The organism is Sorangium sp. So ce426, assembly GCF_051475585.1.
Classification (GTDB): domain Bacteria; phylum Myxococcota_A; class Polyangia; order Polyangiales; family Polyangiaceae; genus Sorangium; species Sorangium cellulosum_B.
Genome location: NZ_CP150341.1, coordinates 1,426,490 through 1,452,049 on the forward strand (window position 1 = coordinate 1,426,490; position 25,560 = coordinate 1,452,049).

General features: G+C 70.7%; 22 protein-coding genes. 8 read left to right on the forward strand and 14 right to left on the reverse strand.

Annotated features, from left to right (window positions below):
* The first annotated feature begins 6 nt into the window (after window positions 1-6).
* The 3 genes from WMF44_RS05250 to WMF44_RS05260 all read left to right on the forward strand — a co-directional run bounded on the left by WMF44_RS05250 (window position 7) and on the right by WMF44_RS05260 (window position 4,066).
* On the forward strand, window positions 7-645 hold the full coding sequence (locus tag WMF44_RS05250) for a hypothetical protein (RefSeq protein ID WP_437298018.1): 639 nt from the start codon (window positions 7-9) through the stop codon (window positions 643-645).
* Between the two features lie 158 nt (window positions 646-803).
* On the forward strand, window positions 804-1,967 hold the full coding sequence (locus WMF44_RS05255) for a formimidoylglutamate deiminase (protein WP_437298019.1): 1,164 nt from the start codon (window positions 804-806) through the stop codon (window positions 1,965-1,967).
* Window positions 1,968-2,107: 140 nt separating this feature from the next.
* Window positions 2,108-4,066 (forward strand): sensor histidine kinase, encoded by a 1,959-nt coding sequence (locus WMF44_RS05260; RefSeq protein ID WP_437298020.1) that lies wholly within the window; start codon window positions 2,108-2,110, stop codon window positions 4,064-4,066.
* Window positions 4,067-4,090: 24 nt separating this feature from the next.
* Here the strand turns inward: WMF44_RS05260 and WMF44_RS05265 are convergent, their stop codons facing one another.
* The 3 genes from WMF44_RS05265 to WMF44_RS05275 form a co-directional block, all read right to left on the reverse strand.
* Window positions 4,091-4,921, reverse strand: a complete 831-nt coding sequence (locus WMF44_RS05265) for a hypothetical protein (RefSeq protein WP_437298021.1) — start codon at window positions 4,919-4,921, stop codon at window positions 4,091-4,093.
* Window positions 4,918-6,462, reverse strand: coding sequence for a DUF5924 family protein (locus WMF44_RS05270; protein WP_437298022.1), 1,545 nt, complete (start codon window positions 6,460-6,462; stop codon window positions 4,918-4,920). The genes WMF44_RS05265 and WMF44_RS05270 overlap by 4 nt, the downstream gene beginning before the upstream one ends.
* A 337-nt stretch (window positions 6,463-6,799) precedes the next feature.
* Window positions 6,800-7,696 carry a glycoside hydrolase family 11 protein gene (locus tag WMF44_RS05275; protein ID WP_437298023.1) on the reverse strand — a complete coding sequence of 299 codons (897 nt, stop codon included), beginning with the start codon at window positions 7,694-7,696 and terminating at the stop codon, window positions 6,800-6,802.
* 893 nt (window positions 7,697-8,589) lie between these two features.
* Here WMF44_RS05275 and WMF44_RS05280 point away from each other — a divergent pair.
* Together WMF44_RS05280 and WMF44_RS05285 are read left to right on the forward strand one after the other, a co-directional pair.
* Entirely contained in the window at window positions 8,590-9,936 is a 1,347-nt protein-coding gene (locus tag WMF44_RS05280; protein WP_437298024.1) for a glycoside hydrolase family 30 protein, read from the forward strand.
* Between the two features lie 20 nt (window positions 9,937-9,956).
* The gene (locus tag WMF44_RS05285; protein ID WP_437298025.1) at window positions 9,957-10,442 is read left to right on the forward strand and encodes a hypothetical protein; all 486 of its coding nucleotides are present in this window, start codon (window positions 9,957-9,959) and stop codon (window positions 10,440-10,442) included.
* Here the strand turns inward: WMF44_RS05285 and WMF44_RS05290 are convergent.
* The 8 genes from WMF44_RS05290 to WMF44_RS05325 form a co-directional block, all read right to left on the reverse strand.
* Window positions 10,439-11,263 (reverse strand): hypothetical protein, encoded by an 825-nt coding sequence (locus WMF44_RS05290; RefSeq protein WP_437298026.1) that lies wholly within the window; start codon window positions 11,261-11,263, stop codon window positions 10,439-10,441. The two genes, WMF44_RS05285 and WMF44_RS05290, sit on opposite strands and share 4 nt — an antisense overlap.
* 23 nt (window positions 11,264-11,286) lie before the next feature.
* Window positions 11,287-12,501, reverse strand: a complete 1,215-nt coding sequence (locus WMF44_RS05295; protein WP_437298027.1) for an aldose epimerase family protein — start codon at window positions 12,499-12,501, stop codon at window positions 11,287-11,289.
* 419 nt (window positions 12,502-12,920) lie between these two features.
* On the reverse strand, window positions 12,921-14,624 hold the full coding sequence (locus WMF44_RS05300; RefSeq protein ID WP_437298028.1) for a DNRLRE domain-containing protein: 1,704 nt from the start codon (window positions 14,622-14,624) through the stop codon (window positions 12,921-12,923).
* 190 nt (window positions 14,625-14,814) lie between these two features.
* On the reverse strand, window positions 14,815-15,447 hold the full coding sequence (locus tag WMF44_RS05305) for a hypothetical protein (protein ID WP_437298029.1): 633 nt from the start codon (window positions 15,445-15,447) through the stop codon (window positions 14,815-14,817).
* A 350-nt stretch (window positions 15,448-15,797) separates the two neighbouring features.
* A complete protein-coding gene (locus tag WMF44_RS05310; protein WP_437298030.1) occupies window positions 15,798-15,980 on the reverse strand; it encodes a hypothetical protein in 183 nt (60 codons plus the stop codon).
* 55 nt (window positions 15,981-16,035) lie between these two features.
* Window positions 16,036-17,562 carry a hypothetical protein gene (locus WMF44_RS05315; protein ID WP_437298031.1) on the reverse strand — a complete coding sequence of 509 codons (1,527 nt, stop codon included), beginning with the start codon at window positions 17,560-17,562 and terminating at the stop codon, window positions 16,036-16,038.
* Window positions 17,563-17,599: 37 nt separating this feature from the next.
* Complete coding sequence (locus tag WMF44_RS05320; protein WP_437298032.1) at window positions 17,600-19,177, reverse strand: hypothetical protein; 1,578 nt, start codon at window positions 19,175-19,177, stop codon at window positions 17,600-17,602.
* 56 nt (window positions 19,178-19,233) lie between these two features.
* A complete protein-coding gene (locus WMF44_RS05325; RefSeq protein WP_437298033.1) occupies window positions 19,234-20,346 on the reverse strand; it encodes a hypothetical protein in 1,113 nt (370 codons plus the stop codon).
* A gap of 226 nt (window positions 20,347-20,572) precedes the next feature.
* Between WMF44_RS05325 and WMF44_RS05330 the strand changes: the two genes are divergently transcribed.
* Window positions 20,573-21,661 carry an RNA polymerase sigma factor gene (locus WMF44_RS05330; protein ID WP_437298034.1) on the forward strand — a complete coding sequence of 363 codons (1,089 nt, stop codon included), beginning with the start codon at window positions 20,573-20,575 and terminating at the stop codon, window positions 21,659-21,661.
* A 16-nt stretch (window positions 21,662-21,677) separates the two neighbouring features.
* Here WMF44_RS05330 and WMF44_RS05335 read toward each other — a convergent pair whose 3' ends face one another.
* Window positions 21,678-21,821 carry a hypothetical protein gene (locus WMF44_RS05335; RefSeq protein ID WP_437298035.1) on the reverse strand — a complete coding sequence of 48 codons (144 nt, stop codon included), beginning with the start codon at window positions 21,819-21,821 and terminating at the stop codon, window positions 21,678-21,680.
* Between WMF44_RS05335 and WMF44_RS05340 the strand changes: the two genes are divergently transcribed.
* Window positions 21,811-22,506, forward strand: coding sequence for a helix-turn-helix transcriptional regulator (locus WMF44_RS05340; protein ID WP_437298036.1), 696 nt, complete (start codon window positions 21,811-21,813; stop codon window positions 22,504-22,506). The two genes, WMF44_RS05335 and WMF44_RS05340, sit on opposite strands and share 11 nt — an antisense overlap.
* On the forward strand, window positions 22,499-23,131 hold the full coding sequence (locus tag WMF44_RS05345; protein WP_437298037.1) for an RNA polymerase sigma factor: 633 nt from the start codon (window positions 22,499-22,501) through the stop codon (window positions 23,129-23,131). The genes WMF44_RS05340 and WMF44_RS05345 overlap by 8 nt, the downstream gene beginning before the upstream one ends.
* A 36-nt stretch (window positions 23,132-23,167) precedes the next feature.
* Here the strand turns inward: WMF44_RS05345 and WMF44_RS05350 are convergent, their stop codons facing one another.
* Window positions 23,168-24,082, reverse strand: coding sequence for a hypothetical protein (locus WMF44_RS05350; RefSeq protein ID WP_437298038.1), 915 nt, complete (start codon window positions 24,080-24,082; stop codon window positions 23,168-23,170).
* Complete coding sequence (locus WMF44_RS05355; RefSeq protein ID WP_437298039.1) at window positions 24,055-25,032, reverse strand: ferritin-like domain-containing protein; 978 nt, start codon at window positions 25,030-25,032, stop codon at window positions 24,055-24,057. The genes WMF44_RS05350 and WMF44_RS05355 overlap by 28 nt, the downstream gene beginning before the upstream one ends.
* Window positions 25,033-25,560 lie beyond the last annotated feature (528 nt).

Sequence of the window (25,560 nt, forward strand, 5' to 3'; positions counted from 1 at the left end):
AGAGGAATGCGAACGACGTTCTGGGCTGGTGTGGTGGGGGTGTGCTTGGCCTGCGGCCTGTCGGGGCTGGGCTGCGGGGGCGACGACGACGGGGAGAAGCCCGGTGACGCGGCGGGTCCGGCGGGGGGCGGGGGCTCCGGGACCGCGTCCTGCTCCGGACTCGACACGTCGGCGCTCGTCAGCGAGCTCTCGCCCGCGGAGGTCGAGCAGGCGTGCAGGGGGTATCGCCGCTGCAGCGCCGAGCAGGTGACCGTCGAGTACATCTGCCTCATGCAGGGCGTGCTCGGCGCGGAGTACGGGGACGACGCCGGGACCAGCGACGCCGAGCTGCAGGCGAAATGCTCCGAGCTGGTCGAGGGGTGCATGGCCGACCCGAGCCAGGCAGAGCAGCTTCTGGAGCAGGCCCTCATGGAGGTCGACGCAAAGCCCTGCGGCCAGCCGACGCAGTGCACGGCCACGATCGCGGAGATCGACGCCTGCGCCGCCGAGATGCGCGCGTACGCGCGCGATGTGTTCCCCGAGTGCAGCGCGCTCACCATGGCTTTCTACGAGCAAACCGACAGGGGCGACACCCTGCTCGACGGGGCTTGCGGCAAGCTCGGCGCCGGCTGCTTCCCTCTCTTCACGACGCCACCCGCGGAGTGAGCAGACAGCGCCGGACGCGGCGCGCCGCGGGCCGCGCGCTCCCTGCTCCAGCGCGGAGGGCCGCTCCGGCGCGCGGCGCAGCGCCGCAGCGCGGCCAGCCGCGCTTTTCCCCGGCCATCCCGGCGCGATGGACGTGATAGACGTGATAGACGTGCGCCATGAGGCTGACCGAGCGAGCCATCGAGCTGCCGGCGCTCGCGAGCGCCCACTCCCATGCTTTCCAGCGCGGGATGCGCGGTGAGGCGCAGCGGCCGGGGCCGTCGGGGGCGGACGACTTCTGGTCGTGGCGCAGCGCCATGTACGCGCTCGCCGAGTCGCTCACGCCGGAGTCCATTCATGCGATCTCGACGGTGGCCTATCGCGAGCTCCGCGCCGCGGGCGTGCGCACCGTGGGCGAGTTTCACTACGTGCACCACCAGCCGGGCGGCGCGCCCTACGCGGATCGCACGGTCCTCGCGGACGCGGTGATCGAGGCCGCGCGCGAGGAGGGCCTCCGGATCGCGCTCCTCCGGGTCGTCTACGCGCGCGCGGGCGCGGGCAGGGCGCCCGAGGGGGCGCAGCGGCGGTTCTCGGACGCCTCGCTCGACGCGGCGCTCGCGGACGTCGATGCGCTCCGGGCGCGCTACGCGGGCTGCGAGGACGTGCGCGTCGGCGTGGCGCCCCACAGCGTGCGCGCCGTGCCCCCGGCGTGGCTCGGCGAGATCGCGCGGTACGCCGCGGAGCGCGGGCTCATGGTGCACATGCACGTGGCCGAGCAGCCGGCCGAGATCGAGGCGTGCCTCGCCGAGACGGGCCGGCGGCCGGTGGAGCTCCTGGCCGAGCGCGGGGTCCTCGGCGAGCGCTTCGTGGCGGTGCACGCGACGCACCTCGCGCCGCACGAGCCGGCGCTGCTCGGCGCGGCGAGGGCGTTCGCGTGCCTGTGCCCGACGACCGAGCGCGACCTCGGCGACGGATTGCCCGACGTGGGCGCGCTGCGCGCGGCGGGCGCGCGGCTGTGCGTCGGGATCGACAGCCACGTGATCACCGATCCGTTCGAGGACATGCGCGGCGTCGAGCTCGTCGAGCGGCTGCGGACGGGCCGCCGCGTGACGCTGCGGGGCGAGGGCGGGGCGACGCCCGCCGAGGCGCTCTGGGAGATCGGCTCGCAGCGGGGGGCGGAGGCGTGCGGGTTCGCGGATCCCGGCGGCAGCATCTCGGTGCGCCGGGACGCGCCGGCGCTCGCGATGGTGCGGGAGGAGCGGCTGCTCGACGCGGTGGTGTACAGCGGGAGCCCTTCGATCGTGGAGGGGAGCCCCGCGCCCCCGGGCCCGCCCGCGCATTGACCGAGGCGAGGCGCCGGCTCTCCTCGGCGCCGGGCGATCGAGGCAAGCCCAGGCCGAGCGGGCGAGCGTGAAGCGCGCTCACACGGGGGGGTGGCGTGGTTTGTGAGGAGCCGTTCCCCCGCGTCTCGCCTGCGTCATGCATGGGAAACGAACGGCGACGGAAGGAATGGCTCGACTGGATGCCCCTGGCGGCGCTGCTGCCGATCGGCGTCGTCTTGCTCCTGAGCCTCCACGAGATCCAGGACGTCCATCGCAGGAACATCGCGGCGACCCTGCAGGCCGTGCTCTCGACGACCCGCGAAGGGCTCTTGACCTGGGCGCGGCAGGCGAAGGGCGCCGCGGGGTTCTGGGCGAACGAGCCGAGGATACGGCGCGCGGTCGCCGCCCAGGTCGAGGTGCGCCGCAGCGACGGCTCGCTCCGCGATAGCCCCTACCTCCAGGATCTGCGGCTGGAGCTGGAGGGCGTCGTCGAGCGGGAACAGTGCCTCGGCTTCGACGTCATCGCGCTGGACGGCACCCATATCGCCTCGGATCGCGATGAGCTCCTCGCCACCAAGACGCTGAGCGCCCACGACCCGGACACCATCGCCGCGGCCCTGCGCGGCTCGACCGTCATGGGCACTCCTTTCACCATGCGGTCTCCCGTCCTCGGCAGGGTCACCCCCGTCCTCGTCGTGGCGGCGCCGGTGCGCTCCGTCGCCGGGCAAGGGGAGATCATCGCGGCGCTCGCCTTCCGCGTCGATCCCGGGAGGGAGCTGACGCAGATCGCCCATCGCGGCCAGGTCGGCGCGGCAGGGGAGACCTACGCGTTCGACAGGCACGGTCGCGTCGTCACGGAGCTCAGGTTCGCCCAGAACCTCCGCGACATGGGCCTCCTGGCGGCCGGCGACCGCACGAGCCTCAACGTGGAGATCCGCGATCCCGGGGGCGAGGTGCCGGACGGCTCCGCGCGCCCCTTGCCTCGCATGGAGCAGCCGCTCACGCGCATGGCGACCAGCGCCGTCGCGGGGATCGCCGGGGTCGACGTCGAGGGATACCGCGATTATCGCGGCGTCGAGGTCGTCGGCTCGTGGCTGTGGGATCAGGAGCTCGACCTCGGCCTGGCGACCGAGATCGACAGATCAAGCGCGTACGGCGTGTACGTCGTGACGCGCCGTGTGGTCCTCACCGCCTGCGGCGTGATGCTGCTCGCCACGCTCGTCCTGACGATCCTGCTGCAGCGGCGCGCGAAGGACCTGGCCACAGGCGTGCAGCGCGAGCAGGAGCTGCGCAGGGAGCTCGAGGATCGTGTCCGTCGCCTGGAGTGCGCGGAGACGGAGCTGAAGGACGCCATCCGCGTCCGCGAGGAGTTCCTGCGGTTCGCCTCGCACGAGCTGCGCACGCCGCTGACGAGCCTGCGGCTCCTGTACGAGCACATGCTGCGATCGCGATCGCAGCCCCTCATGGTGACGCTGGGCTCGAAGGACATCAGCCGCTTCTTGAAGGTGTCCTCGCGGGAGCTCGCCCGGATCACGCAGGTCATCAACAACATGTTCGTCGTCGCGAGCTTCGCGACCGGCCCGCCGGCGCTGAACCTGGAGAGGACGGAGCTCAACGAGATCGTGCGCAGGACCGCCCGGCAGGTGACGGAGCAGCTCGAGGCCGACGGGTGTTCCCTGGAGCTCCAGCTCGATCGATCCCTGTTTGGCTACTGGGACGACGCGCGCGTCGAGCAGGTCATCACGAACCTGCTGTCGAACGCGTCGCGGCACGGCGCTGGACAGCCCATCACGCTGTCGGTCGTCCGGCAGGCCGGCTTCGCGGTGATCTCCGTGCGCGATCGCGGCGTCGGCATCACGCCGGAGCAGCGGGACAGGCTCTTCGAGCCGTTCCGGTGGACCCCGGAGGCGCACAGCGGGCTCGGCGTCGGGCTCTACGTCTGCAGGTTGATCGTGTGGGCGCACGGCGGAGAGATCCTCGTCGAGAGCGAGCCAGGCCAGGGCACGACGTTCCGCGTCCGGCTGCCGCTGCCTCCGGAGATCGAGGGAGGTGACGCCGCCCTGGCGCCCGAGAGCGAGCGGAAGGCGGCGGAGGAGCGGAGCGATGGAGGGACGGAGTAACGGGAGTAGATGAGCGGCGGGCGCTCATCCCATCGCGCCCGCGATGAGCTGCGCCGCCCTCAGGAGGACCGCCACGACCGCCCCGACGTTCCACGCGCGCGCGAGCCACCACTGCACCTCGGCGCCGTTGATCCACGGCGGCACCCACGCCGGCGGCGCCAGCAGATCGGCGACGGTGACGACCCGCTCGCGCTCCTGCGCCGCGCGGTAGCCGCCCTCGCCGCCGCGGACGTGCTCCTCGGCCCGAACGAGGGCGAGCAGCCGCGCGCCGCGCCCCTCCGGGAGCAGCGCCGCGCCCGCGCGCAGCGCCTCCGGGGTCGCGGGCAGCTCGGCGGCCCGGCCGCGCTGCGTGAGGCGGAGCGCGCCGTCCCCCGCGCGCTCGACCCGACCGCGGACCCAGCCCTCGGAGCGCTCGCCGCGGAGCACCGAGGAGAGCGACGCGAGCTCGGGATCGGGGCCCAGCCGGGGCGCGCGCTCCCCCGGGAGCACGCGCGCGGCGAGGAGCCAGAGGGCGATCGGCAGCGCCGACAGGAATGGATTCAGCGCGAGCAGGCTTGTCACGCCCGCCACCCCGTCGAGCACCGGCAGGGCGAGCACGCCCGCGCCGGCGAAGGCGCCCACGGCGATCGTCGCGCCGAACCCGCCGACCACGCCGACGGCGACGTTGCCGATCGCGACGACGCCGACGGCGACGTTGCCGATCGCGATGAAGCCGCGCGCGACGTTGCCGATCGCGATGAAGCCCGTGACGACGTTGCCGAACACGAGGAACCCGTTCGCGACGTTGCCGGCGTCGACCCAGCGCGCGCGCTCCGCGGCGCTCGCCTCGCCTCCGCCCCGGAGCGGCCAGCTCATTCCGTCACCTCGAACGAGGCGCGGCCGACGAGCTGGCCGTCCTCGGTCTCGACATCCACCGTCCAGCGCCCCGCCAGGCGGCGCGGCAGCCTCCCGCCCACGAGCTGCGACTGGAGGCGCACCGCGCCCTCCGGCCCGGGCACGCGCAGCGTCTCCTCCGGCGCGCGGAGGACCTCGCGCCCCTCGCGCCGCCAGACGTGGAGCAGCCGATCGCCGTCGCCGCCCGGCACCACCACGTCGGTCACCGCGCGGAGCTCGCGAATCACGGAAAAATGCAGTGATTTAACGGACATGGCGAGACGCCCGTCCGGGAGCACCGAGGGGCCCACGGCCGCGGAGGACAGGTGCATCGGCACGGGCGGGATGAGCTCGCGCGTCCCGTAGGCGAGCCCGACCCCGGCGGCCATCGCGACGACGAGGAACACGGCGCCCATCCGGCTCCAGAGGGCCCCGAACGGCAGGTGCAGCGTGCAGAAGCCGACCACGGACACGAGGGCGGCGGAGAGCAGCGTGTACAGCGTGCGGGTGTCGGGGAGGAGCGCGGGGATGACGAGGTTCAGGCACGCGAACAGCGTCACCCCGTAGAACACCGACGCGAGGGTCTTCCAGCGCATGAGCACGCGGTCGAAGACGAGATCGAGCGTCGAGAGCACCGCGCAGGCGGCGAGGAGGAGGACGAACCACCGGTTCGGCGCGTCCAGGCTGGCGCTCTTCCAGTAGAACGGGAGGAGGAAGAAGAGCATGCCCTGATAGAGGTTCTTCAGGACATAGGTCATCACGAGGAAGCGCAGCCGGGCGCCGCGCCACGCCGTCGCGAAGTCCTGGCGGGCGCCGGTGCCGAAGAGCCGGAAGAAGAGGAGCACGAGCAGCCAGGCGACGCTGACCGTGACCGCGAGGAAGCGCGCGTGCTGGAACCCCTTCTGCGCGAAGGTCACGACGAAGGCGCCGAGGCTGAGCGCATACGCGGTGTGCAGCCACCAGAGCTTCTTGTGGTGGCGCTTGAGGAAGGCGCGGGCGGACGAGCGGAGATCCCCGGGCTTCTCCTCGTCCTCGGCGTTCAGGTCGACGTAGGACGCCTTGGGCTCGGCCTTGACGGTCGGCGCGTTGTCCTCGTCCGCTGCCGCGCCGCGCGCTTGCCGCTCGGGCATCTTGAGCGTGCGGTCGTCGTGCTCCCCGCCGCTGGCCCTGGGCGGCATGCGCAGGGTGACCTCGTCCCCGGCCAGGGCGCCGCCTCTGGGCGGCATGCGCAGGGTGGCCTCGTCCCCGGCCAGGGCGCCGCCTCTGGGCGGCATGCGCAGGGTGGCCTCGTCGGTCGCCGGGGGCCGGGCCTGTCCGGCCGCGTGGGGCGGGGCGTGGCCCGGCGAGCGATCGGGCTCGTCGCCCGGCATGTACATGATCGTGGGCGCCTCTCCGAACGCCTCCGGGACGCGCGTCTTGTGGACCTGCGTCGTCGCGCTGGAAGGCGGCGACGGCAGAGAGGGCGCGTTCGCGTGGGCCCCGGGGGCCGGGGCGTCAGGGGAGCGCGGCGCGTGCTGTTTCATGTCCGGCCCGCAGCGTACCCGACGGGCGGTCGACCTTCGAGCGCCGCACGAGCGGGCCGGCGCGGCGGGCGCCGCCGGCGCTCGGGCGCGCGCAGGGCGGCCAGCGCCTGGACGGGGCGCGTGTCGTCGTCCCGACAAACCCCCTCATGGGCCGGCATCTCGGCGGGAAACCGAACAGGGAGCGAACAGGGAGACGGTGAGATCGTCGGGAGTGTACTCCCCGTCTCCCCGCCTCCCTGTGAATTCTCCCCCCGAGAATTCGAGGGGATGCTTCGGGTGCCCGCCGTCGCCCGTTCAGGAGCGGCTGCTGGCCGGAGCGATGCTCAGGGCTCGGCGCTCACTCGATCGAGACCTTCACATCGGCGCTGCCGCTGCTTTGATAGCCTTCCACGACGAGCGAGACCTCGTAGAAGGACCCCAGGGTCAGCCCCTGCTTCTCCCACGCGTCGAAGTGGTTGGCGACCGTGATGGTTCCGCTCGTGCGCTTCTGCTGCCGGACGCTCCAGTACTGATAGAAGGTCGCCGTGCCATCGATGGAAGGTTGGTTGACCCGCTGGGTCCGATAGATGTCGTAGGTGCCCCCATCCGTGGTGACGGTGCCCCTGAATCCTTCTCCGCCCGGGGGACGCCAGGTGCCCCAGCTATCGAGGATGTAATACTCGATGAGCGGGTTCCTCGTCCACCCGTAGACACCCAGGTAGGAGTTGCCGTTCGGCCGGTAGTCGGCCTCGTAGGTGACGACATTGTTCTTCCCGCCCGGCCTCACGCCTTTGCGGCCCAGCAGGTTGTTGATGTTGTTCCAGTCCACGCGGAAGCCATCCGCCGTGTTGACCAGGCACCCGTTTCCTCGGTCCTTCCAGTATTCGAAGGTGAGCCCGCAATGGGTGCCTGTCCTGTCGCTGCAGACCTCCAGGTCGGCTTCCGTGCACCGGGTAGGTGTGCCGGCCCCGGTCGTGGCCGCGGAGCTGCTCGCGGTCGTGCTGCTCGTCGTCGAGCTGCTGGTGGTCGAGCTGCTGGTGGTCGAGCTGCTGGTGGTCGAGCTGCTCGTGGTCGTGGTGCTCCCGCCCCCGGACCCGTCGAAGCCCCCGGCCCCGCCCGCGGCCGACCCGCTCGTGGTGGTGCTGCCGGTCGTCCCGCTCGTTGTCGACCCGCCCGGGCCCGCCGTGCTGCCGGTGGTGCCGGTGGTGCCGGTGGGGCCGGTGCTGCCGGTAGGGCCGGTGCTGCCCGCGGTCACGCCGCCCGTCCCAGACGAGCCGCCACCCGCCCCGCTCTCCGCAGAGGACTCGTCCGGCCCCGCGCAGCCGATGGCAACGACTCCTAGGGCGATAGTAAAATGTTTTAACAAAGTTAAACTCACAGATCCTCCTTGGCGAGATGGGTCAATTCCCTGCGGCCGATCTCGTGATCATGGCTAGCACCAGGGCTCGGTGGCGACAACGACCCGTAGAGCCCTTCCAGCTGCTGTTTCAAGACCCGCCCTCGGCTCGATCCGGTTAAGCTGCGGACGAGGTCGCACAACCGCCCCGGTACGGTGGGTCTGCGAACAGCTGCCGAGGCAAGCGCCCCCCCGTCACCCTGGATCCCTGACGCGCTGGAGCCTTGACGCGCCGAGTCGCGTGAACCAGCGCAAGAGAACTACATGAGGGCGGGACGTCGGGATCGGCCTGGGTCCCATCTTCCACGCTCCGCGCCGCCATGCTCTACTGTTGCGGTTCTCGGGAAGACGTTGCTTGTCCGGCCGGACGGGTCATCGGCAACCAGAGAGCGCTGTTGAGACCTCTCACCGTGGAGCGACCGGGAGGCGCCGGCGCTCGGGGCGGCCCCATGATGACCAGGACGTCGAGAACCTCGTCCCTCCTTGCGATCACCCTGGTCCTCGTATCGGGCTGCGGTCGTGATTCAGCGGCCCCCCCTGACGAGGCCGGGTCGAACGGTGGGAGTGGCGGCGCGCCCTCGACCGGAGCAGGAGGCGCGGCGGGCCCGGGCGGGGCGCCGGCGGGCTCGGGCGGGGCGCCAGCGGGCTCGGGCGGGGCAGGGGCGGCGAGCGCGGCTTCGACCAGCGGCGGCTCGTCCAGCGGCGGCTCGTCGGGCGGGAGCGGGGGCTCACCGAGCGAGCCTCGCCCCACGGTGACCGCCGCTCCGGGCACGGAGCTCGTCCGGGTCGACACGAGCGTGGTGCACCAGTCCTTCGAGGGCTGGGGCACGAGCTTGTGCTGGTGGGCCGATCACGTGGGCGGATGGCAGGAAGCCAAGCGCAACGCCGTGGTCGAAGCGGTCGTCGATCCGGTGAATGGCCTCGGCTACAACGTCTTCCGCTACAACATCGGCGGCGGGGAGAACCCGTCCCACGAGCACATGAAGGAGCACCGCGAGATGCCTGGATTCCAGGGCGCCGACGGGACCTTCACGTGGGCGAACGACGCCAGGCAGCGCGCCATCCTCCTGCGCATCGCGGAGCGCGGAGCGGATCTGATCTTCGAGGCGTTCTCCAACTCTCCCCCCTACTGGATGACGAACAGCGGTTGCGCCTCGGGCAGCAGCAACGGCAAAGACAACCTCAAAGCGGACCATTACGACGACTTCGCCCACTACCTCACGGAGGTCGTCCGCCACTACAGGGACGAGCACGGGATCACCTTTCGCACGCTGGAGCCGCTGAACGAGCCCTTCGCCGACTGGTGGAAATCGAACGGCTCCCAGGAAGGATGCCACTTCGACCGGGCGAGCCAGGAGAAGATCATCCAGGAGGTGGCCAGGCAGCTGACCAGCAAGGGCCTCGGCGAGACGGCGGTCAGCGCGTCGGACGAGAACAGCATGGATGACGCCGTCCGGAACATCGGCGCCTTCGGCGCGGGGACGCTCGCCGCGTTCCAGCAGCTCAACGTCCACTCCTACGCCGGCAGCCAGCGCAGGGAGCTCCGGCAGCTGGCGACAAGGCTCGGCAAGCGGCTGTGGCAATCGGAGTCGGGGCCGCTCGGGCAGAACATCAGCGACGACACGGACGCGGCGCTGTTCATGGCGGCGCGCATCATCGACGATCTACGCGACCTGAAGCCGGAGGCCTGGGTGGACTGGCAGTCGGGCGATCCGTCGCGCAGCTGGGCGAGCTTCACGCTGAACGACCGCGACCAGTCCTTCGCTCCCATCAAGCGCTTTTACATGCACGCCGGCTTCAGCCGCTACATCCGTCCCGGCGCGCGCTTCGTCGACGTCGACAGCGAGGACATGGTGGCCGCGGTCAGCGCCGGCGGGGGCTCTCTCTCGCTCGTGGTCCGCAACGGCGATCGCAGCGCGAGCCGCGGCTACACGCTCGATCTCACCCGGCTCCCCGCGGTCGGTCCCGCCGCGGAGGTGCACCGCACCTCGCGCACGGAGGACCTCGAGCGGCTCCCCGACATGGCGATCGAAGGCTATCGCCTGGTGGTCACGGTCCCGGCCTTTTCCGTCACCACCTTCGTCATCCCGATGCCCTGATTTCCCCAGGAGCGACATTCATGATCGAGGGTCGGACCGTCCGCTTCACGACGCTGTGCGTCAGTGCGTTGTGCGGGGCGCTCCTGGGCTGCGGCGAGCGACGCATCGCGGCAGAGGCCGATGCGCCGCACCTCACCGGTGGAGCTGGAGGCGGCTGGGCGGATAGTGGCTCGCCTTCGAGCTCGAGCGGAGGCACGACGTCGGCGGGGGAAGGCGGCAGCGGCGGCGCCGGCCCGGCCACGGCCACCACCCCGTGCCCCTTCACCTGTCACGACGACTGTCCTGCCCTGGGCGCTCTGGAGGTGGAGGGAAGGTGCGCTGTCCCGAGCGAGCGGTGCTGCTGGCTGGGCGCTCCGAGCGATCCCTACCCGAGCGGCGGGGGCTCCTCGATCGACGGCTCCGCGCCGATCCCGGTCGACGAGCTCCCTGTCATCCCCGAGATGCCCGATGGGAAGCCGGGGACCCGGCGCTTCGACGTCATCCCGCCGCGCAAGGACACTCCCTAGGTCCAGCCCATGGTCAGCGCCGCCGCCCCGCCCGAGCTGCATCCGTACGTGGCGCGGCCATCCGGGTTGCTCGTGAACTTCAGGTTGGGGTACGCGGCGTGGACGGCCTGGTCGTTCTTGACCGCCTCGAGGAGCTCCGTATCGACGAACCTCTGATAGGCGTCCGACATGGTATCGTATTCGAGCCCCCGCTCGCTGCCATACGAGTCGCCTCCTCCGCTCGCGGCGAAGATGGCGATGACGCTCGGGAAGCGGTTGTTCGGGTCCGCGACGAAGTTGTTGATCGTGTTGATGATCTCGTTCCTGTCGCGCGCATCCTGGACGACCATGAACGGCGCCTCCGCGCCGTCGACGTACGTCGCGGGGATCGCGACCTCCACGCGGCGGTTGAAATCCCCCTTGGCGTTGTCGTTCAACGTCGGATCGTGGCCGGTGAAGATCTCGCTCTCCCGGGACGACAGGGAAAACGTGAACGTCCGCCCCTGGGGAACGCCGTCGATCCTCTTGATCTCCGGGGCGTCCCGGTAGTCAGGCCCGATCTCGAAATCGCCGTCGCCTTCGGTGCCGACCGGATCGACCGTCCCGCCCTGGCCTCCGCCGCCGCTCGGGTTCGGGTCGTCTGTGCCGCCCGCGCCCGAGGTGCTGCCGCCGCTGCTCGAAGAGCTGCTGCTGCTGCTCGAAGAGCTGCTGCTGCTCGAAGAGCTGCTGCTTCCTTGTCCTCCGCTGCCACCCGAGCCGCCGGCGGCGTCGTTGTCGGACCCGCAGGCAGCGATTGAAAGCGCGACGAGGAGCGAGATACGGCGTGGGATAGAGCGGGTCATGGATCCCTGTGACCGTCGATGAGCTACTCGGTGGTGAACCGGAAGACGGCCGTCTGCGCGTAGCGCTGGCCGGCCTTGAGGATGACCTCGTTCTTCCAGGCCGGGACGTTGATCGAGTTCGGGAACTTCTGCGGCTCGAGGCACAAGCCGCTGTACTGGCCGTAGACCGCGCCGCCCTTGCCCTTGATCGACCCGTCGAGGTAGTTGCCTGTATAGAACTGGATCCCCGGCTGATCGGCCTCGATCGTCAGCACCCGACCGGTCTTCGGATCCTTGATCCGAGCCGCCTCGCGGAGCTTGTGCGGGTCGCCGCTGACGATGAGGTTGTGGTCGTATCCGACCGGCTTGCCGCCCATGGCTTTCAGGTCCCTGCCGATCGGCTTGGCGGCGGTGAAATCGAGCGGCGTCCCCTTCACCGGCTTGATCTGGCCCGAGGGGATGTCGGTGGCGTCCGGCGGGGTGTAGCTGTCGGCGTGCAGCGTCAGCTCCTGGTCGGCGACGGAGCCCGAGCCGTGCCCTCCCAGGTTCCAGTAGCCGTGGTGGGCCATGTTGACGATCGTCGTCTTGTCGGTCGTGGCCGACATCTCGACCCTGAGCTCGTTCTTGTTGGTGAGCGTGTAGGTCGTGGTCGCGCTGACCGTGCCGGGGTATCCTTCTTCCCCGTCCTTCGATACGTATGTGAGCTTGACGGACGGGCCGTCCGGCGTCTCGGTCGCTTCCGCGTCCCAGACGACCTTGTCCCAGCCTTTCTTGCCGCCGTGCAGCGTGTGGGCGCCGTTGTTCGCGGCGAGCTTGTACGTCTTGCCATCGAGCTGGAACTGCGCGTTCTTGATGCGATTGGCCACGCGGCCGACCGTCGCCCCGAAGTAGGGGCTGCTCTTCAGGTAGCCGTCGAGGTTGTCGTGGCCGAGGACGATGTCGTCCATCTTCCCTGTCTTGTCGGGGACGTGGAGCTCGGTCACCGTCGCGCCGTAGGTCATCACCTTCGCGACCAGGCCGTTCGCGTTCGTGAGCGTGTAGAGGATCACCTCTTTGCCATCGGCGTTGCCGAAGGGCGCCTTGGAGACGGGAGCGGGCTTTGCGTTCACGGCTTCACCACCAGGTGGCTCGGGTCTGGCGGCCGGGGCCGCCGGAGCGGCGTCCGCCGCGGGGACCGCAGGCGGCGCAGGCGGCGCTGCCGCAGGGGGCGTGTCGACGGTCTGCGCGCCGCCGCACGCGCCGGCGAGGCACGCCGTCATCGTCACTCCGAACCACGATCTCGTCCTACCTATCGCCATGCTGTTCCCTCCGCCAGGATTGTCTCACCTGGGTCGGCTCCACCTGAGCGAGCCCAGCGCGGGCGAGCCCCCGCGATCGCGCCATGACGTGCGTTCACGACACCCGAGCGGAGCCGGCGCAGAGATCGATCCCGATACAAGGGACCAAGAGTCCGCTGCGCACGACGACTACCCGGGACAAAGCGGAAAAACGCCCCGAGACGGGACTGTGAACGTTCACATTGTCCGTGTCAACTCAAATGAACCGGCGCGAGGCGAGCCGCGATCCCGAAATTGGAATCCACATCGAACAATACCGTGACCCTGCGCCCGCCCTCTTGACGCGCCGTTCCGGAGGAGAAGCCCACGGATCCCGCAGGTCCGCCGGAGTCCGCCCGGGTTTACTGGACCTGGATCGTGAACTCGTCCGCGAGGCGGCCGTTCACGTCCTTGAAGTACGCCGTCGCGCGCTTCGGATCCCCGCCGACGTGGAAGCGAATGAACAGGGCGCCATAGGCGGCGGTGCCCGACATGACCACGTTGTTCTTCTTCCACTTGTTGTCGGCGTAGTAGGAGGCCCACCACGTGTCGTCGTCGTGGCTGGCCGCGTCGTAGTCGCGGATGCCGACGCCGGCGAGGCCGGAGACGAACACGAAGTTGCGGCTCGGGCCGAGCTCCACGAGGTCGTAGGCGCCGGTCTTGCCGTGGCCGGTCGCGGCGTTGCCGACGTCGGTCAAGGTCAGCGTGCGCGAGTAGGAGTGCTCGTGGCCGGTCGAGACGATGGCGCCGGCGTTCATGCACTCCTGGTACGCGCTCCAGCCGACCTCGTTGCCCTTGGTGCCGACCTGCATGTCGTTCTGGTTCTTGTGCCAGTTGCATATGGACCAGATCGAGCTGTCGGCGGCGAGCGAGTCGCGGATGAAGTCCACCTGGTCGGCCGCGTTGGCGGCGCAGGTCGACCGGAGCTCGCTCGTCCCGACGCAGGACTGGACGATGTGCAGCCCGCGGAAGTTGCACGTCGCCTTGACGCCGAGCTCGCCGGTGCAGTTCATCGACGGCACGGCCGCGTGACGAGCCTGGATCTTGCTGGCGTAGCCGCTCGTGCCGCCCCAGGCCGCGGCGTCGTGGTTGCCGATGATCGCGAAGTAAGGATAGTTCGCGCCGAGGATGCCGTTGATCCGGTTGTCCCACGCGGTCGGGTTGTTCGCATAGTCGAAGTCACCGTTGTGGATGGTGGCCGCGGCGCCCTCGTCCTTGATCAGGTTGAGCACCGCGTCCGAGTTGCCGTTCGCGCCCTGATCGCCGATGAAGGCGATCAGGAGATCGGGATCGGTCGGCGTGCCCGCGCCGCCGCCGGGCGCGCCATACGTGATCGTGAGCTTGGGCCGCTGCGCCGCCGTGGCGTGCTCCGAGGACGCGAAGTCGATGCCATCGGTGTTCGACGCGCTCGCGATGAGGAGGCCTTCGTTGGGGGTCCCGTCGACCCACGCCTGGACGAGCGCCACGCCGGCCGCGTTCAGCGTGATCGTCCTGGCGCCGGCGCTGCCGGTGACGCTGCCCACGAGGCTTCCGCGATCGGTCGAGCCCATCGCGCCCGCGGTGGCCCACGCCGTCGTGGACGTCGCGTTGTTCCAGGTGACCTGGGACTCGCTCCACGAGCGCTTCACCTCGTAGACGCTGTACGTGTTCGCGGAGCCGTCCGTGACCTGGAGGGTGATCGACGCCGACTGGACGATGCTCCCCGCGGGGATGCCGGAGAGGGTCCATTTCAGCAGGCAAGATTTGTCCACGCCCGAGCCGTCGTCGCCGTCGGCCTCGCACGTGGTGGCTCCGCCGTGGTTCGTGGTGGCGGCGGCCTGCCGGAGGGTCGCGTCGGTCGAGCCGGCGTACGACGAGCTCGGGAGCGATCCCTGCTGGAAGGAGACGGTGGTCAGCGTCTGCCGCGTCTCCAGGACCTCCTCGATGTACTCGTCATTTGCGCCGCAGGCATGGATGACCGCGAGCGCCGGCAGGGCGGCGCAGAGGGCGCCCTTCGATCGTCTCGACCAGCTCGTCTCTCGGTGTTCGGGTGTGCCTGCGTCCTCTCGCGTGCGTGATGTCTGCATGAGTCTGTCTACCCTTTCTCCTGATCTCGAACGTAGGTGTGAGCGAGGCACGGGCAGATTCGTGGAAGCGCTATTCCTCTGATTCATACAATTCCATGGAGATCGTGTTCATTTTTGGTACACTCGACCGAGCGTTTGCCTGGTGCCGCGCCTCGCGGGCTCAGCAGATCCCGCCGCTCGCGATGGCAGCTCAGTAGAGATCGCCGGCGCACCGGAGGGCGAAATTGCCGGATGCGTCCTGCGTGCAGGTCGGCGCGGTGGTGCACTCCCTTTTGTCGCTGCTGCCAGCCGGCTTGACCACGTCGATCAGGCAGGCGCAGGAGGGCTCCGGCGCGCAGGCGACGGCGACCGCTTTGCAGGAGCTCTGCGGCGGAAGCCGGAACAGCTCGTCGTGTTGATCCTCGATGGTCTGGCAGTACTCGCCGTCCGATCGGCAGAAGTAGCTTCCGCAGGCGAACGTCCCCGGCGGCGCTGCGCCCGCGCACTCCTCGCCGTTGCCGACGCTCACGCCGGCCCGCGCGGCCTCGCAGGCGTTGGCGTAGGAGCGCCCATCGCAGGCGCAGATCTCGCGCGGCGTGGCGGTGTCGCACGACGTGGGCCGCTCCTGGCAGATGCCGTAATTTCCCGGGACGACGCCGCCCTCTCCGCAGTCGCCTGGCGGGTAGTTGCAGTACTGATCCGCGGCGCAGAACGCGCCGCCGCAGGGCCCTCGGGCCGCGCCCGTTCCGTCGTCGCCGCCGTCCCCGCACGCCGCCACGAGCGCCACGAGCGCGCCGAACGCCCCGATGCCCACGCTCGTCGTCGCGCTGGTGCCCCGTTGCACCGCCCGATGCTTCACGGCACGTCGCATCTCTATGCACGGTGGAAGATCCATGCCGCTCCCTCCTCTCACGTGGCCATCGGACAATCCTCGATGGCCCGCGCCGTTCGGCAGGCGGGAACGTAAAGGAGCTGGACGGGCCAGTGTGCAACAAGTCTGTGTCGGCGGGGGCGCGGCGCTTCGATCAGAGCATCCTGGATGCTGAGCCGATCGGCGGCCTTGCCCCTACCGCGGACCAGGGAGGCCTCCACGGTGTCATCGCTCTCTCTCGGAACGAGCGAGAAGAGCTGGCCGAACGGGGGGCTCGAGCTGCGCGGCCGCCGGATCCGCCCGGCGGTTCCCGGGCGCTGACATCACCGTTCGAGACGCTCGAGCGCTGATCTGGAGCGCACATCCCGGGTCGTCGCGTCCGTGGCGTCGCCGCGGTAATAGGTTTCGCGAACCAGATCCCAGAGCGGGAAGGTGACGTTGAAGTTCCACTGTCGCATCAACGACGGCCGGTGGTGCGCGGCGTGGTGGCGCCGGAGCCGTGCCACGACGCGGCTGCGGCCTCGTGGAGGTCCGTGCCGTTCTCCCAGGACGTGCCTTCGGCTATTCGGGGAAGCGAAGCGTCAGGTGGGCCTCACCACTTTGCCCCATCGTTGTCGTGGCATCGTAGTTCCAGCTGGTGCCACCTGGGCCCGGCGGTCCAGTCTCGATGGTGACGTTCTCGAGCGTGAGCTGGTCCTCGTCGAGGTAGGCGACGCCGATGGAGTCGCCGCCGCGCCCCGGGCCGCCGTAGCCGCCGGGCCCACCATCGCCGCCCTGGCCGCCGAGACAGGAGTAGAAGCCATCCCCTACCGCTCCGCCATGCACGCCTCGGCCGCCCCAGCCGCCTTTCTGGGGAGGCCCGCCGTCGCCGCCCGAGCCGGCGCGGGATGTCGTGATCTTGGTGTCGCGCACCGTCACCCGGGCGTGAACAGCGAGGACGCCGATGGACGGCTGCCCGTTCGCTCCCCCGCGGCCCCCGCGGCCTCCGCAACCGCCCGCCCCGCCCGAGCCTCCGCCTGGGCCTCCCTTGGAGGCGACGCCGCACAGGGCGATCCCACCCCAGCGACCGCCACCGCCCCCGCCGCCCTGGCCCGGCGTGCCCCAGGTGCCCTCGCCCCCCGTGTCACCCTCCCATCCTGTGTCGGTGAGGCGCCCGAGGCCCGTGCCCGGTGCGCCCTGTGTTCCCGGAGCCCCCGGGCCCCCAGCGGATCCGTTGGAGCAACGCATGTTGTCCCGCTCCCCGATACCGCCGTGCGAGGGCGAAGTGTAGACGGGCTCCCCGCCGCCGCCATCCTCGGCGCTGTCGGGCAGCCCATCTCCTCCCTTGCCGCCAACGCTCGTGAGCCCGTTCTCGCACCGGTTCACGGCCGCAGCGCCGCCTGCGACGACGGCCGCCGAGCACGCGTCCCCACCGAAGTTGCCATCCGGTGCGGCCGGTTGCTTGGTCGGCCACGGCTCGCCATCGATGCCTCCCTCTCCTCCGTTGGCGAAGATCTCGCTCCGCAGGATCTCCACCACCGTGTTCGACTGAGCGAGCACGCCGACCGGTCCCCAGCTCTGGACATAGAGGTCGGCGAGCGTCGATACCCCGTCAGCGGCCCCCTTGTCCTCGGGGGTCGAGGGTTCGACGATCACCATGGGACCGCGGATCCGCTCGTGATAAAACGAGGACCGTTTGGGTAGATCGCTGCGGACCCATTTCCGGCAGTCGAAGCCCCCGAGGAGATCCACGCCGGAGGGCACCCTGATCTGACTCACCACGAATCCGTCGTTGCAGATGAACACGCGCCCTCGTCTCGTGCGCGCGAGCTCGACGGCGTGCTCGACGGTGAACACCGGCTTTGCCTTCGTGCCGGGGTTCCCGTCGTCGCCAAAGCCGTAGGCTCCGGCGACGAACACGCCGCAGCCGTCGTCGAGGATATCAGCGGCGACGTGCTCGACGCAGACCGACTCCGGGGGCGGCTCGTCCTCGCACGAGGTGCCTTCGCAAGGCGTCACGCCAGGATCGTTCACGTCGGGCACGGTTCCGCAGCCGGCGGCCCACGGCGACAACAGGAAGACGAAGATTGCAGCGGTGATCTTTCTCATGTGTGTGTCCTGAGTCGCGCCGCCAACACAGGGCGGTTCATCGAGGCGGTTCCGGATCCTGCTCGTCGAACCTGAACCAGAACAGCGCAGTCCCATCGTTCGCCTGGCCGGCGTTGCTTTCCTGGGCTGCATTGCCGCCGAGCCCTCCCTTGCCGGCTTCTCCCGGCAAGACCGTCGCCTTCTCCACGATGGCGACGGAGGCGCCCACGGAGCCGATGCCGAGCGAGTGGCCCCCGAGACCGCCGCCGGCATCGCCGCCGCGTCCGCCGCGTCCGCCAAAGCCGCCGCGGCACCCTCGCGACGCCTCGATCTGAAAGGCGCGTCCACCATTGCCGCCGGCAACGCCCAAGCCTCCCCACTGGCCCGTTCCGCCGACCCCGCCATCGCCGCCCTTGCCCCCGAGGACCTTGCTGCCGGCCTCGACCGTGATGGCGCTCCCCTGCAGCGCCACGATCGCGATGCTCGCGCCGCCGTAGTCGCCCCCCTGGCCCCCTTTGCCCCCACAGCCGCCGCTGCCCCCCGATCCGCCGGCCGCACCGCCCTGGGGCCGACCGGTCGGACATGCGTTGTTGTCGTCGCGCCCTCTGCCGCCGCCACCCCCGCCGCCGCCCTGACCGACGCCGCCCCTCTTCCCGTCCTCCCCGCGGACGCCGACCCATCCGTCGACGCCCAGGAGGCCAGGGCTCGTCGCTCCGGCAGCGCGCTGTGCATCGGCGCCGACGGCTCCTTCCTCCCCCGCCGTGCACGGCATGTCGAACGCGCCTGAGCCGCCCCGGCCGAGGTTGGGCGGATTGCCGACCGCCTCCGGCAGCCCTGAAACACCATCGCCGCCCGTATCGAGGCCGCCGTCGCCCCCGTAGCCACCCCTCGACTCGACGCCATCGTCGCACACGGTCACGACCGGAAGGGCGCCCGGCGCCGCGTCCGCGGTGCAGGCGTCCGCGCCGTTGTTCCCCACCACGCCGGAGCTCGCACGGAAGCTCGGCGCGTCCTCGCCCGGCTCTCCGTTCTTGCCGTCGCCCGCGAGGATGTCGCTCTCCCGCACGATCGCCCTGGCCCCGGCGCTCAGGATCATCGCGATGGACGACTTGCCATCGTCCGCGGACGCATCCGCCGCCTTGACGCGCACGCCGAAGACCATCGACGTCGTGTCGTCTTCTTCTCCCGTGATCACCCGCAGCGGGATCCCCGCTGGCGGAGCGATGATCGTCGGGTGATCCGGCCCGCCGAACGACCCCTCGTACGACCAATCGTCGCCGTCATCGCAGAGACGCCCGCCCCAGAGGTCGACCCCCGAGGGCAGCGCGATCTTCTCCTCGAACGACCCGCCGCACGCGTACACGCGCCGGGTCGGCGGCTCGCCGCGGCCTCGCCCGTGTGCGGCGAGGCCGATCGCATGCTGCAAGGTCTTCACCGGCGCATCCTTCGTGCCGGCGCTGGTGTCGTCACCCTGCTCGCTGACGAACACCCCGCATTCGTCGAGCGCCGTCGCCTTGGCGGGATCGCCGTCACAGAGCGCCTTCGGTGGTGTGAGGCAGAGGCGTTCGTCGTAGCAGCTATCGTCGTAAGTGCACCCGGAGAGGGCGCTCGCGCCGGCCGTGGAGAGGATGCCCATGGTGAAAAGCCGCCGCATTCGTCGCCGTTCGAGAAGAGGCATTTCGTAGATCCTGATCACCACGCGCCGTACGCCACGAGACCGGCCTGTGTCGGCGTGACTGTCGGCACCAGCGCGAGTCGAGCTCTGGTCGGTTCAGCCTGTAGAAAAGAGAAGTCCGTGAAGAACGAAGCCAGGGTCGCAGCGCCCACGACACCGCTCGTCACCACCATCGCCGTGCCGAGCCCGGCGAAGAGATCTCGCTCTTGTCGGAGACCCTTCAGGTCGGAGCACGCGGAGGGTCTCGTCGCTTCCCGACACACCCCTTGAGAAACGCCGGCGGCGTCGAGCTTCGCGTTCCGCTCGTCCAGATCTCCGTCGGCGGTCATCGCGCGAACCATGAAGACCGCGCCGAGCGAGCCTGTCGCCACGGTCAACCCGATACCGGTGATGCGCAGGGGGCCAGGCCAGGATGCCGAGGGGCTGTGCGGCCGGCTCCGCACAGCGGGCGAAGAGCTCAGGGCCTGCGGTGCTTCCTTCGGTGATCCTGGCGCGGTCTCCCTGGCGCTGCTCGCCGCCGTGCGGGGCAGCTGCATCGTGATCTCGTGCTCCGCGCCTGCCACGGCGAGGAACGAATGGAGCGCGTCCTCACGGCCCGGCGCGCGGGCCCGCACCATGTGTTTGCCCGGCTCGAAGAAGCGCGTGTAGGTCCGTGCAATCTCGCCGATGCGCTCGCCGTCGATGAGCACCTCGGCGTCGGGCGGATCGACCCCGAGCACGAGCGTCGCGATGTGCTTCGCTGCCTCGCGCTGTCCTGCCTCGAAACGCCGCCGGAGCGCGTCCGGCAGCGTCTCGCGCTGTTCCAGGCTCCTGGAGAGGTGCTCGGCCGCGTCGCGATACCTGCGCAGCGCGACCTCGCAAAGGCCGAGCTCACCGGCGAGCTCCGCGCGCTCTCGCTCGGTGCTTGTCGCGGGGTCCGCGGCCTCGAAAGCAGCCTTGTAGGCGGCGTGCGCCTCGACCCACAGCCCGGCATTGCGCGCTCTTTGACCGCGGCGACCATGGTCCTTCACCGATGAGCTGCCGCTCGGTTTCGCCTTCGCCTGAATGTCGTCCGCGCTGGCCGAGCGCGTGAGGCCTGTCGCGACCCCGAGCGCAAGGAAGATGGAGAGCGAATGCGCGATGCAACGCATCCAGCCACGCTAGTGATGCCGTCCTCTTGGCGTCAACCGACAGAAATCGCCAGATTGGGTCCGTTTTTGTGAGAATTTTCGGTCGGTTGGTGGAATGAGCTTAGCCGTCTGTCAGGTCTGGGTGAATGTGGTCAATTGTCCTACAATGGGGCATACTGTCCGACCAAAGTTGCTCGCCAGATCATTTCCGTGAAGCGTTTCGACCGGCTCACGTGTGCTGCGTACCGTGGACAAGCCAGCGACCGTCTCCCCCGGCTTCGAGCTCTTCCGGCGCCTCGCGCGGCGCCACGGGGTGCCGGCGCGAAACGCCGAGGATGTCGCCCAGGAAGCGCTGCTGCGGGGGCTGGAGGCCGACAAGCGGCTCGAACCGGGGGGAGACCCGGCCCCGTACCGCGTCACGATCGCCATCAACCAGGCGCGCAACCACGTCCGCGACGCGCGCTGCCGCGGCGAGGTGCTGACGTCGTTCGATGAGGGCGAGATCCGCGACGAGTGCCCCACGCCGGAAGAGCTGCTCCGGAGACGGCAGCAGGAAGAGCTCGCGCGGGAGCTGATAGACCAGCTCGATCCCAAGTACCGGGATCTGGTGATCAAGCATGATCTCCAGGAGGTCCCGCTCGCCGAGATCGCCGCCGAGCAGGGACTCCCGCTGGCCACGGTGAGGACGCGGCACTGGCGGGCGCACAAGGCGCTCCGGGTGCAGCGGGAGCGGTGGCAGGCGCAGGAGCGCTCGCAGGGAAGGGGCGATCGCGCCTTCCTGTCGCTCGCGCTGGGTTTCCGCCGTCACGCGTCGTGGGTGGCCTCGCTGCGCCATCTGGGCGTGAGGATCTTCGTTCAGTGCGCGATCGTCCTTCTGACCGGCGCGATCGTCTCCTCCGTGCCGCCCTTGGCCGACGTGGAATCATGGCTCGGGGCGGCGGCGGTCCGCGTGCCTGTCACCCCGCCCGCCGCGCAGGATGGTGTGGCGCCCCCTGCGCGAGACGGCGCGCATGGCGCCGCGGCGCCCGCCGCGTCGATCGCGCACGAGATCTCGTCGCCAAGGGCTCAAGGAAGCGCACGGGTGCAGGCGGCGGCGAGCAGCACGCCCGCTCCCTCGACAAGGACCAACGGCCGGCCCGTGTCTCCGGCGAGGGCGGGTCGACCGATCATCAGCGAGCATGAGAGGAGCCTGATCAACCAGGCCCGGAGGGCTGTCGAGGCCGGCGACGCCATGGCCGACGTCGAGGCGCTCCGGCTGCTGAACGCCCACGCGCGGGAGTTCCCCGATGGGCTGCTCGCCGCCGAGCGCGAGGCGCTTCTCCGACAGCTGCGCTGAGCCCTCGGCTGTCCTCTCACGGCAAGCAGGCGGTGACGCTGGTGCTGTCTTCGGACAGCACAAGGCGACGATCGGCCTTGTTCCCGACAAGAACGGTCACGTCCAGGAAACGAAACGCGATGACTACGATGGAGGATGTGCTCAGTGCGATGTGGCTCATTTCGCCGCTCGGGCTCGCGATGATAGCCTGCGTCGCGATCGGCTTCGCGGTCACCGCGCGTGAAGCGCTGGGACGCGAGCGCGGGCTCCGCGAGGCGCGCGAGCACGCGCATGATGACGAGGTGGCAGCCCTCACCGATGCGAGGGATCAGGCTGCAGGGGAGCGGGACCGATACCGGCGCCTGCTGGACTGCCACGTCGATGCGGCGCTCGCAGAGCTGACGAACGTCCGCGCGCGCCCCATCCCCGGGCCAGGCAGGGTCCTCGAGTCGTTCTGCGCGACGAACCCTTCGTGGAGGAGAAAGCTGGCCGAGAGCACGGGGCTATCGCCGAGGGAGGTGGAGCAGTTGCTAAGGAACGACCTTCCCATGACGCCCGGCCTTGCCCGGCAGCTGGAGCACTTCACAGGCACGCCCGCTCGGTACTGGGAGCGCCTGTGGCGGCTGCACGACGACTACCGGACGGACGCAGAGGAGACCGTGGTCATCCAGGTCGTCGAGCCCATCACCAGGCGCGAGAGCTCGGCGCTTCCGGCGTCGTCTCCGGCGCCGAGCTCGGTGCCGCCGCCTCCGTGCCCGTTACAGCGTGACGAAGCGGGGGCGAGCTCCACCGACGCGCCGGATTGGGAGGAAGCAGAGCGCTCTCCGCTGAACACGACACTTCCGGGAGTAGGGAGCCATGGGTGAGCGCCGCCGGGCTTCGGATGCGGTGGACGTGGGCGTGCGTCCCGAGGCGCGCGTTACATTCGATGCCATCGTGCAGCAAAGTGCCATGATCAGGGACAGGCTGCGCCGGCTCCAGGTTCCAGCGTGTGACCGAGACGACGTGATGCAGGATATCCTGCTCTCCGTATGGAGGACAGTCGAGGCGGGAGGGGTCCCCGCGCGCGAGCACCTGTCGATGAAGCAGGCGACGAGACGCTGGCTGGATGTGGTCGTGTGGCACCATACGGCGCACTACAGGAAGTTCCAGAATCGGTGGGAGAAAGGCCGCGATTCGTATGCACATTCGGCGATCGATGACCCTATGCCGTCACCGTTTGGGCAGGTGGCGGCGCGGCTCGGCCTCCGCCACCTGGAACGGATCGATCCTGCGCTGTGCGACGCCGTGGTGAACGTCGCTCTGGGGCTCACCGCGGAGGAGATCGCGGCCGAGCTCGGTCAGATCCCGAGCACGATCCAGGAGCATCTGGCGCGCGGAAGAGAGCAGCTCTGGAGGGCGCTGCGCTTGAACGATGCCCCGACGCTGCCCGCCATCAGGTGCATGTTGGCGAGCATGCCGCCGCTTCGGGAGCCGAGCAGTGAGGGCTGACGTCTTGCTTTGGTAGCGGACGCCTCAGGGCCTTGGTCACTCCAGATCAGGCCGCGCGCTGCCCATGCCGATGGCCCACGCCATCGTGTAGCGCGCGTTGATCTCGCACCGCGGGTTCCAGCGCAGCGTGCCGCGCTCGTCCTCCCAGCGGAAGGCGTCGATCCCGAACGGCCCGAAATAGCCCGCGCCGGCGAGCGCCTGCCCCGCCGCGAGCGCGGCCTCGACGAGCCCCCGGCGCTCGCCGTCGCCGAGGTCGCCCTCGCCGGCCAGGGAGGCCCCGAGGTACGCCCCGTTCGCGTCGCAGCGCTGGACGCACGGATCGCCGAGGCGCACCGCGCCGCCGCGGGCGACGTGCCCGTGCAGCGAGACGTCGCCGCGGCGCTCGACCCAGGGTTCGACCTGCAGGCCGCTGTCCGGCGACGCGGGATCGAGCGACGCGACGGCCCAGGGCCGCGCGTCCGGCGGCAGCGCCCCGCGGGCGACCCGGCGCCGGCCGCGCCCGGCGAACCCGAACGGCCGCTTGAGCAGCCAGTGGCCCGTCGGCGTGGGCTCCGCGATCGCGGCCTCGAGCTCGGCCAGAGAGGCGACGTAGCGCGCGCCGGGCAGCGTCTGGCCGAGGTCCGCGCAGAACCTCCGGTGGTTGACGCGCCGGAGCACCTCGAGCGGCGGTGCCGCCGCGAGCGCGACGCCGGCGCGGCCAAGGAGGCGAAGGGCGCGGGGCGTGGGGCACCACGCGCGGCCGACGAGCGGCGTTCCAGGCGGCGCCGGGGGCACGAGGGGCGACGGGAGCTCGGGGCTCAGCACGACGTCGCCGGGGCGCAGCAGGGCCGAGACGCGGCCGGCGAGCTCGGGCGCCCGGCTGGCGACCGCGGCGCGCGGGGTGTACCCCGCGGGGCGCGCCAGCTCCTCGTCGGCGTCGAAGTTCAGGATCCAGGCGCTCGCTCGGTCCATGAGGCCAGCGCGTCGAGGAACGGCTCGGAGAGGCCGGAGCGGCTGCGGTCGCGGCGGTTCATCGGATCCCCCCGCATGAGCAGCGGCGAGAGGGGCGGCGGGATGTGGCGCACCCACGCCTCGAAATCGCCCGCACCGGGCGGCGGCGCGACGCCATCCGGCCCGCGCGGCGCGGCTTCACCCGCGGCGGCCGGATCGCCTGCGGCAGACGTGGAAGGCGCCGTTTGGCCAGCGCTCCCGCTCGCCTGCGTGAAGCGGCGGAACCAGCGGACCCCGAAGCGCACGTGTGGGATCTCCTCCGCGCAGACCCGCTCCGTGAGCGCGGCGCCCTCGACGTCGCCGATGGCGCGGAAGCGCTCGGCGAAGCGCGCCGTGTGGTCGAGGTTGCCCCCCTCGAGGCCCATGCCCATCACGGCCACGAACTGCGCGGGCGACGCGGCGGCGGGCACCCGCGTCCAGAACCAGTCGCGCACCGGGAAGTCGCCGAAGCGGTGGCCGATCGCGGCGAGGTACGCGGCGTAGAGCCGCATGTGGCGCGCCTCGTCGAGCGCGATCCGGACGAGGCCGCCGCGGAAGGCGCGCGGCGTCTCGGGGAAGGCGAGCAGCGCCCACGCCATGAGCTCCGCCGCCTGGAGCTCGTGGTGCAGGAACGCGTGGAAGAGCTGCGCGCGGCGCGCCGGGTTGCGCAACGCCTCGGGCCCCGGGCTCTTCTGCGCGCGCTCCGAGATGCGCAGCGCGGCGGGCCGCCCAGGCCGCTCGATGCGCCGCGGCGGGGCCGGCCCGGCGCCCGACGCCGACAGCGTGGCATCCGACTCCCAGAGGGAGGGCACGGGCGGCGGAGAGAGCTTGTGCTCGAGGTCGGTCGAGAGGACGTAATCCCAGGCCCAGCGCTCGACGGTGCCGGGCGGCGGCGGAGGCGGGTCGCTGGGCGGCGTGGCGGGAGACATCATGGCACGGCGGGGCAGGGGGGGACGCCGCTCCCTACCACAGCTCGACGTCGCCGGCGGAACGCCGTGGCATCCGCCCGGAGAGCGCCCCCGTGCAGGCGTCAAATGTGGACTATTGTTGAATTTTATTCAGGACTTCCCGCCTTCGTGGCCGCATCCGGCGCCCGCCCACCGGGCGCACCCCGGCCGCGGGCAGCGGGGACGGCATGTCGGGCTCTCTCGGTGCCGGTGGGATTGCCTTCCGCACCGAGGGGTCGCGCTCGCGGCGCTCTCGAGGCTTTGGCGGGACGCTCGCGGTAGCGCCTGCGATCCGTCTCCTCGCCCGGGCCGCGCGCGCCGGCAGGAACCGCCGCGAGGGGGAGAATATTCCCCGATCCTCGCGGCTACCGCCGCGCAGCGTCGGGTCCTCGCGCTCGCGATGTCACGATGACAGAGGCCTCAATGATTCGACGACATTTTGCCGGGGAATAGGCCGGAGCCGCGACATTTGCGCGGAAATGGCCGCCGGAGCAGCGTGGCTTACGCCTTGCT

Bases quoted from the DNA above. Each gene is read 5' to 3' on its own strand.
- WMF44_RS05260 (WP_437298020.1), top strand. From the start codon at position 2,108: ATGGGAAACGAACGGCGACGGAAGGAATGGCTCGACTGGATGCCCCTG.
- WMF44_RS05295 (WP_437298027.1), bottom strand. From the start codon at position 12,501: ATGACGGCGTGCCTCGCCGGCGCGTGCGGCGGCGCGCAGACCGTCGAC.
- WMF44_RS05255 (WP_437298019.1), top strand. From the start codon at position 804: ATGAGGCTGACCGAGCGAGCCATCGAGCTGCCGGCGCTCGCGAGCGCC.
- WMF44_RS05285 (WP_437298025.1), top strand. From the start codon at position 9,957: ATGATCGAGGGTCGGACCGTCCGCTTCACGACGCTGTGCGTCAGTGCG.
- WMF44_RS05345 (WP_437298037.1), top strand. From the start codon at position 22,499: ATGGGTGAGCGCCGCCGGGCTTCGGATGCGGTGGACGTGGGCGTGCGT.
- WMF44_RS05350 (WP_437298038.1), bottom strand. From the start codon at position 24,082: ATGGACCGAGCGAGCGCCTGGATCCTGAACTTCGACGCCGACGAGGAG.
- WMF44_RS05320 (WP_437298032.1), bottom strand. From the start codon at position 19,177: ATGGGCATCCTCTCCACGGCCGGCGCGAGCGCCCTCTCCGGGTGCACT.
- WMF44_RS05250 (WP_437298018.1), top strand. From the start codon at position 7: ATGCGAACGACGTTCTGGGCTGGTGTGGTGGGGGTGTGCTTGGCCTGC.
- WMF44_RS05340 (WP_437298036.1), top strand. From the start codon at position 21,811: ATGTGGCTCATTTCGCCGCTCGGGCTCGCGATGATAGCCTGCGTCGCG.
- WMF44_RS05265 (WP_437298021.1), bottom strand. From the start codon at position 4,921: ATGAGCTGGCCGCTCCGGGGCGGAGGCGAGGCGAGCGCCGCGGAGCGC.
- WMF44_RS05315 (WP_437298031.1), bottom strand. From the start codon at position 17,562: ATGAGAAAGATCACCGCTGCAATCTTCGTCTTCCTGTTGTCGCCGTGG.
- WMF44_RS05300 (WP_437298028.1), bottom strand. From the start codon at position 14,624: ATGCAGACATCACGCACGCGAGAGGACGCAGGCACACCCGAACACCGA.
- WMF44_RS05355 (WP_437298039.1), bottom strand. From the start codon at position 25,032: ATGATGTCTCCCGCCACGCCGCCCAGCGACCCGCCTCCGCCGCCGCCC.
- WMF44_RS05270 (WP_437298022.1), bottom strand. From the start codon at position 6,462: ATGAAACAGCACGCGCCGCGCTCCCCTGACGCCCCGGCCCCCGGGGCC.
- WMF44_RS05290 (WP_437298026.1), bottom strand. From the start codon at position 11,263: ATGACCCGCTCTATCCCACGCCGTATCTCGCTCCTCGTCGCGCTTTCA.
- WMF44_RS05335 (WP_437298035.1), bottom strand. From the start codon at position 21,821: ATGAGCCACATCGCACTGAGCACATCCTCCATCGTAGTCATCGCGTTT.
- WMF44_RS05325 (WP_437298033.1), bottom strand. From the start codon at position 20,346: ATGCGTTGCATCGCGCATTCGCTCTCCATCTTCCTTGCGCTCGGGGTC.